At 68.8% G+C, this 6,660-nt stretch carries 9 protein-coding genes; 1 reads left to right on the forward strand and 8 read right to left on the reverse strand.

The window, feature by feature from the left end; translation table 11 throughout:
- The 8 genes from KDM41_16550 to KDM41_16585 form a co-directional block, all read right to left on the reverse strand.
- The coding region (locus KDM41_16550) for a hypothetical protein (protein MCB1185036.1) at positions 1-364 on the reverse strand (364 nt) is incomplete at its 3' end.
- Between the two features lie 5 nt (positions 365-369).
- A complete protein-coding gene (locus KDM41_16555) occupies positions 370-1,182 on the reverse strand; it encodes a phage tail protein (protein MCB1185037.1) in 813 nt (270 codons plus the stop codon).
- Between the two features lie 3 nt (positions 1,183-1,185).
- The gene (locus tag KDM41_16560) at positions 1,186-2,934 is read right to left on the reverse strand and encodes a phage tail sheath family protein (protein MCB1185038.1); all 1,749 of its coding nucleotides are present in this window, start codon (positions 2,932-2,934) and stop codon (positions 1,186-1,188) included.
- A 12-nt stretch (positions 2,935-2,946) separates the two neighbouring features.
- On the reverse strand, positions 2,947-3,108 hold the full coding sequence (locus KDM41_16565) for a hypothetical protein (protein ID MCB1185039.1): 162 nt from the start codon (positions 3,106-3,108) through the stop codon (positions 2,947-2,949).
- On the reverse strand, positions 3,105-3,476 hold the full coding sequence (locus tag KDM41_16570; protein MCB1185040.1) for a phage tail assembly protein: 372 nt from the start codon (positions 3,474-3,476) through the stop codon (positions 3,105-3,107). The genes KDM41_16565 and KDM41_16570 overlap by 4 nt, the downstream gene beginning before the upstream one ends.
- Positions 3,477-3,611: 135 nt before the next feature.
- Positions 3,612-4,091, reverse strand: a complete 480-nt coding sequence (locus KDM41_16575; protein ID MCB1185041.1) for a phage tail protein — start codon at positions 4,089-4,091, stop codon at positions 3,612-3,614.
- Between the two features lie 59 nt (positions 4,092-4,150).
- Positions 4,151-5,293 (reverse strand): phage tail sheath family protein, encoded by a 1,143-nt coding sequence (locus KDM41_16580; GenBank protein MCB1185042.1) that lies wholly within the window; start codon positions 5,291-5,293, stop codon positions 4,151-4,153.
- A gap of 11 nt (positions 5,294-5,304) precedes the next feature.
- Complete coding sequence (locus KDM41_16585) at positions 5,305-5,943, reverse strand: DUF4255 domain-containing protein (protein ID MCB1185043.1); 639 nt, start codon at positions 5,941-5,943, stop codon at positions 5,305-5,307.
- A gap of 171 nt (positions 5,944-6,114) precedes the next feature.
- Here KDM41_16585 and KDM41_16590 point away from each other — a divergent pair.
- Positions 6,115-6,660: hypothetical protein (locus KDM41_16590; GenBank protein ID MCB1185044.1), on the forward strand; the 546-nt coding region annotated here is incomplete at its 3' end.

A 6,660-nucleotide genomic window follows, 5' to 3' on the forward strand; every position in this document is an offset into this window, starting at 1 on the left:
CCTGGCGGGCGGGCCGGCGCGTCGCGGCGCGGGGCCCGCCGACCGCCGCGAGGGGGTCGACCGGGTCGACCGGGATCACGAAGGGGTGATCGGGGGCCTGCCCGTCGTCGTAGCCGGCCCGCAAACCCCACTCGCGTACGAGGGGGCCGAAGTCGGCGCCATCGAAGACCTCGATGAGGCCGGTGGTGGCCAGGCCCATCGCCCAGCGGCCCTCGAGGCGGCTCAGCATGCTCGGCGCGCCCGGCGGCGCGATGACGCCGAAGCGCCCGAAGCGGTCGCCATGGGCGCCAGCGAACCGATCGAGCCGGGCCCCCAGGTCGGAGGCCGGATCCCGGACGACGTCGATGGCGAGGGCCTCCGACACCGACGTCAGCCCCCGACCTTGGCGCTGAAGCCGGCCTCGACCTTGGCGTTGGCGCCGGCCTGGGCCTTGGCGTTCGCGGCGGCGTTCTGGGCCTGGGCCTTGGCGCTGGCGGCGGCCTGCTGGGCCTGGGCCTTGACCTGGGCGGCGGCGTTCTGGGCCTGGGCCTTGGCCTGGGCGCCCACCTGGGCCCCGGCCTGGGCGCCGGCGCTGAAGCCGGCCTCCGCGCTGAACGAGGCCCCGGCCGACGCGTTGAAGGACGCCTGCACCGAGGCGGAGGCGCCGAGGGACGCGCCGGCCCCGAAGGACGCGCTGCCGCCGATGCTGGCCCCGAAGGAGGCGCTGGCGCCGATGCTGACCCCCGCTGCCGCCGCCGGCCGGCGGGCGCCGTCGCGGTTGAGGCCCTCGTGGGCGATCTCGAGCGTCTCCACGGCCAGGTTGTCGGCCCCCGAGTTGAACTCGGGCCCGTCCCACTTCACCGGCCAGGCGCGCACGAAGTTCCAGCGCATCAGCTCTTCGCCCGCGTCATCCAGCATGACGATGGAGCCGTCCTTGCGGCCCACCGACTTCGGGTTGATGGCGAAGTTGAAGTGCCAGTCCTCGGCCAGCTCCGACGCGACGTAGCCCAGCTTGAGCGTCACGTTCGGGAAGCTGCCCTGGCCCGGGAGCTTGTGCTGCCGATCGTTGACGCCGCCCTCCTGGTGGGTCAGCACCTCGATCTCGTGGCCCAGGCCCGTGACGTTCTGGAAGTGGCCGAGGGTGAGGCCGTTGATCTCCAGCTTGAAGTTGAAAGTGCCGTAGGCGTACTTCGCGGCGGCCATCGGCTAGTCCTCCATGCTCTGGGCCTCGTTCTCCAGCCGCTGCGCGAGCCGGAACACGATGAACTCGACGGGCCGCGACACGGCCAGCCCGATCCGGGTGACCAGCATACCGCGACTGACCTGTTCGGGTGGATTCGTCTCCTTATCGCATTGAACGAAAAAGGCTTCTTCGGGGGTCGCCCCCGTCAGCACGCCCAGATCGCGTAGCTCCATGAGGAACGCGGAGACCATCCGGGAGAGGCGCTTCCACAGGTCAGGACCGTTGGGCTCGAACACGGCCCACTGGGTGCCGTTCTCGATGGCCTGGGCGATGGCGCTCACCGTGCGGCGCACGTTGACGTACCGCCACTCGGGATCGCTCGACAGCGTCCGGGCCCCCCAGAGGCGCAGGCCCCGGGCCGAGAACGAGCGGATGCAGTTGATGCCCGACTCGTAGAGGAGCGCGAGGTGCTGGTCCTGGAGCAGCACCGAGAGATCGACGACGCCCTCGGCCACCTCGTTGGCCGGGGCCTTGTGCACCCCATGGCCGCGGTCGCTGCGGGCGAAGATGCCGGCGACGTGGCCGGAGGGCGGCACGGCGCGGCGGCGGCCACCGTCGAGCACGACCAGCCAGGGGAAGTAGAGCGCGGCGCGCGACGAGTCGAACTGCCGCCGCCACCGCAGGCTCTCCTGCACGTCGCCGCCGGGGGGCATGTCGAGGATGGCGAACCGGTTGGCCGACCGCTCGCACAGGGCGATGGCGGCCTCCTGCACGGCCTCGACGTCGCGAAGTGACCGGAATCGTTCGCTCTTCTGCCAGGCGGCCATGAGGTCCGGCATGACCAGCAGGTCGATGTCGGGGTACTCCACCAGGCACATGAGCCCGCGCCGCGAGGCGGGGCCGCGGTCGTAGCCGATGAAGTCGTCGGGGCCCAGGTTGTCGATGCCGTCGGAGCCGCCGACCAGCGGGGCCGCCTCGAAGGGCACGGGCTGGGCGAGCTCGGGCAGGACCTCCGGCCGCAGGGCCGTGACCTTGATGAGCCGGCTGATGTCGTTGACGCGCTCCACGAAGCGGGGGCTGTTGCCGAAGACCGACAGCGCCTCGAACCGCTCCGTCCGCTCCAGATCCCCCACCACCAGGTCGAACGCGAAGGCGGTGACGTAGGTGGGCGCGGCGGACGGGAAGGGGGCGCGCAGGGGCTCGGCCAGGGAGACCGTCTTCTCCTGGACGCGGGCCACCACCGTCCACTGCGTCACGTCGCCGGCCTGGATCTGCACCAGGGTGCCGGCGGCGAGGCCATGGGCGCTCTTCACCTGCAGCACGCGCTCGCCGGCGTCGGCGTCGCGGGTCAGGAAGGTGCGCTGGAGGACGGAGGTCTGCACGGTGGCGCGCAGGCCGTTGCCCCAGGTGCCGGGGTCGCGGGCGCGCACGCTCAGACAGGGGTTGCCGGCGCCGTCGTGCAGCACCAGCTCGGCGGAGCGCGCCACATCCTCGTCCTCGCGCCCCTCCACCCGGGCGACGCGCAGGACGTGGCAGTGACCGTCCACGTTGTCGAAGAAGCCCCGCAGCGCGGCGCCGAGGTAGGTGTCCGGCAGCGGCTCGCCGAACACCTCCACGAACTGCGCCTCGCTGTCGATGCGGACGGGGACGTCGAGGGGGCCGCGGCGCGTGATCCCGAGGAACACGGGCACACCGGTCTGGCCGAGGCTCAGCGGAGCGACCCGCTGCTCATCGGTGACGAAGTAGACCCCCGGTGCCCTCAGCTCGGCCATCGTTCGCCCTCGTCAGCGCCGCGACTCGTTGATCTCCTTGTTGATCCCGGAGATCTCACGAATCCAGAGCTGCCGCTCTCGGTGCTCCATCGACAGGATGTCGTCGAGCGCCCAGTGGAAGTGGTACGCGATGTAGGCTACCTCCTGGAAGATCCGCTCCAGGGGGTAGCTCACGATTCCCCCACGCCTGCCCCCAGGTCGATCTCGTACTCGTGCTGGCAGGCCGGACACTGGGTCTTGATCTGGGCAGAGCCCTCCTCGTTGATCCGGCGGTAGAATTCCTGCAAGTACGCAAGATCAGAAGAGAAGAGGCGCTCGATCACCGAGGGGTTGATGCTGTCCGTGGTGCCCAGCCGGGTGATCACCCGCGAGAGCAGGATGATGACCAGGTAGGCCCGGTTCTTCTGGACGCGGTAGTCCTGAAGCGGCGCGATCTCGTCCTTGGCGGTGGCCAGACGCATCACGCCCTCACGGTGCAGCACCCCGTTCGGATCGACGTAGCCCTTCGGCAGGATGAAGTTGAACTCGGTCTGGAACGCCATGGCGTCATGCTCGCTTGCGCCAGATGCCTGAACAAGAACGCGGCGTCACCCCACCATGGAGGACGCCGCGTACCCGGACGATGCCGACGGTCGGGGCAGGAGAACCAGCCCCCCCGGCGAGTCAGCGTCGGTCGATCAGCGAATCACGCCGGTGGCCGCCGTGGCGGACTCGGAGATGACGCGCTCCCACTTCTCGACGCAGAAGGTGATCTCCTCGACGGCGGCGTCATCGGCCTTGCCATCCAGGGTGAAGCCCTTCCACTTGCTCGGCCAGGTCTCGAAGAGGTTGTAGCGGACGACCTCGTCACCGGCGCTGTTGAGGAGGATGATCGACACGCTCTTGCGCTCGATCTTGCCCTCGACACCCCGCATGAACCAGTTGAAGAGGCTGTTGTCCTCGACGTAGCCGCGCTTGACGGTGATGTCGCCGTACTTGGTGCGGCCGGGCCGCTTGCGCAGCACCAGGTCGTTGCCGTCCTGGTACTCGACGATGGAGACCTCGGCAGACAGACCGTCGACGTTCTTGAACGCGCCGGCCGAGATCCCATCGACCTCGACGATGAAGTTGAAATTGCCGACGTGGTCAAACGCACGGCGCTGGTCAGAAAAGGCCATCGTGTCCTCCTAAGGGCGGCCCGGCGGCCGCCACGATGCGGTGGATGACGTCGGGCGCCTCACTCGGAGACGTCACCACCCGTCGGCATCTGCCCGATGCGGAAGATAACAAATTCGGCCGGCTTCGTGGGGCACATTCCGATCTCCACCACGAGCTGGCCAGCGTCGATGACCTCCGGCGGGTTCGTCTCGGCGTCGCACTTCACGTAGAAGGCCTGATCCGGCGACTCCCCGAAGAGAGCCCCATCACGCCAGACGCGCAGGAGGAAGGCAGTGATGTTGCGGCTCACGCGCTTCCACAGCATGTGGTCGTTCGGCTCGAAGACCACCCACTGCGTGCCGCCCTCGATGGAGTTCTCCACCATGTTGAAGAGGCGGCGGACGTTCACGTAGCGCCACTCGGGATCGCTGGAGATGGTCCGCGCGCCCCACACCCGGATGCCCCGGTTGGTGAACTCGCGGATGCAGTTGATCCCCTTGGGGTTCAGGATGTCCTGCTCGCCCTTGGTGATGTTGTACCGCAGGCCCAGCGCGCCGCGGACGATCTCGTTGGCGGGCGCCTTGTGGACGCCGCGCTCGGCGTCGGAGCGCGCGTAGATGCCGGCCATGTGCCCGGACGGCGGCACGTAGATCTCGCCGTCGTTGGGATCATAGACCTTGATCCAGGGGAAGTAGTACGCGCCGTACTTGCTGTCCCGGGGCTTGGGCAGCTTGTCGACCCCGCCCGCCTCGATGACCTCGGGCGAGTCGAGGATGGCGAAGCGGTACCGCATCTTCTCGCAGTGGGTCAGCACCGCGTCCTGGATGGCGGGATCGGTCTGACCGGGCGCGCAGACGATGGCGATCTCCTCGACCTCCTCGAAGGCGTGGAGACCGGCGCGATCGCCGGGGCCCTTGTCGTAGCCGATGAACCGCGCGGGGCGCTTGTCGGCCTCGCCCTGACCCACGTTCAGGACGAAGCAGCGCGCGCCGCCGTTGTTGAAGAACCCGTACACGGCGTGGGCGAAGTGCCCGCTGTCGGCGAAGTCGCCGAAGTTCTTCGTGAACGTGCTCCAGTTGGGGCAGAAGACCACCTGGTTGACCGGCCCCTTGCGGCTCTCGCCGATGAAGCCGACCGTGCTGGTGCCCACCATTTCGATGGGCTTGCTCGCCCCAGGGACCTCCTCGACATAAACGCCGGGGGACAAGTACTCAGGCGCCATCCATCATCCTCCTACGTGCCGGAACCGGTGGCCGTCGTGGCGCGCCGCGTTCCTCGTTCCGGGGACCAGTTGACCCCCATCTCCACATCTTCGACCGACCGGGCGACCTTGAGCCGCCGCGGAGACTCCATGCGGACCCGACAGGTATAGCCCACTGCCGGCCGCAAGTGCTCACCGAATCCGCGCCAGAGGGACATGAGAAACTCGACGGAGAGCTCCTCGACCGGCCGCATGGGGATGCGGGTCTCCGGATCGAAGGCGTCGCCCTCGAGCAGGTCGCCTTCCAGCACGGGGTGGTTCATCAAGACCTGCATCGCGGTGCCCAGCAGCTCCTGCTGCTCGGCGTCCTCGTCGGCCCAGGCCGTGATCATGTAGTCAAGATCCATCAGCACCGATGGGTCCTGATACCACGTCTCGACCCGGCCGCGCGCGTCAATCCGCAACACCTGCGTCGCCGTCTCTTCGCGTCGCTTCTTGCGGACGCCCACCCGGTACAGGTAGACGCCGAGAGCCGGCATGCGGGTGAACTTCTCGCGCAGGGGCGGACCGCTGACGACCTGGATGCTCCGGCCGACGATCTCTTTGACGCCGTCCTCAAGCAGAGTGGCGATCGTCTCCGATGTTTGCCGGAAGATCCGATGCCTGGCCACGCGTTCCCTCGCTTGCCCCCCGGGGAGCCGGCGTAGCATGCCAGCGTCCCCATGCCGGCGGCAACGGGAAAAGCCGAGGCCTTCGGGTGGGGCGGCGCCTTGACACTCGCCGAGGCCGGGTGCTACCTGAACCCGGCCGGCCGGCAACCAGAGGGGATGGAGGCGTCGAACGTGGGCGCTCGTAGCGGGTTCTCAGTCCTCGGTACCGCCCTCGGTGGTGCCCTCCTTCTTGGCGGCTGCGGCGATCTGGAGATCCGCCCCGACTCCGCGTCGGGCAAGGATGCCGATCGCTCAGGCGCCGAGCAGCTCTTCGTCGACAAGCTGATGGACGACTTCCTGTCGGCGCCAGACGGCGACAACACCGACTGGAAGTTCTTCAAGGTGACCGACCGCGGCTTCTTGAAGCTCACGGTCTTCTGGGACGAGCACAAATCGGTGGACGCCGTGGTGGACGTGCGCGATCGCTTCGGCGCGCTGCTCGACTCCCGGCGGCACTCGCCCGAGCTGGAGAAGGACGAGGTGGAGCTGCGGGTCGAGCCCGGCACCCACTTCGTGCGGCTCTACACGGAGAAGGGCGCGAGCGTCTACACCATCGAGGCGAAGTTCCAGGCCTTCGACTACCAGCCGCCCGAGCAGGAAGACGTGCGGCCGGTGGACGTGGGGCAGGTCTTGCTCGACCCCGGCATGGGCATCCCGCCCGGCGGGGACGACGTGCGG

It is taken from the genome of bacterium (genome assembly GCA_020440705.1).
In the GTDB taxonomy this organism is placed as follows: Bacteria; Krumholzibacteriota; Krumholzibacteriia; order LZORAL124-64-63; family LZORAL124-64-63; genus JAGRNP01.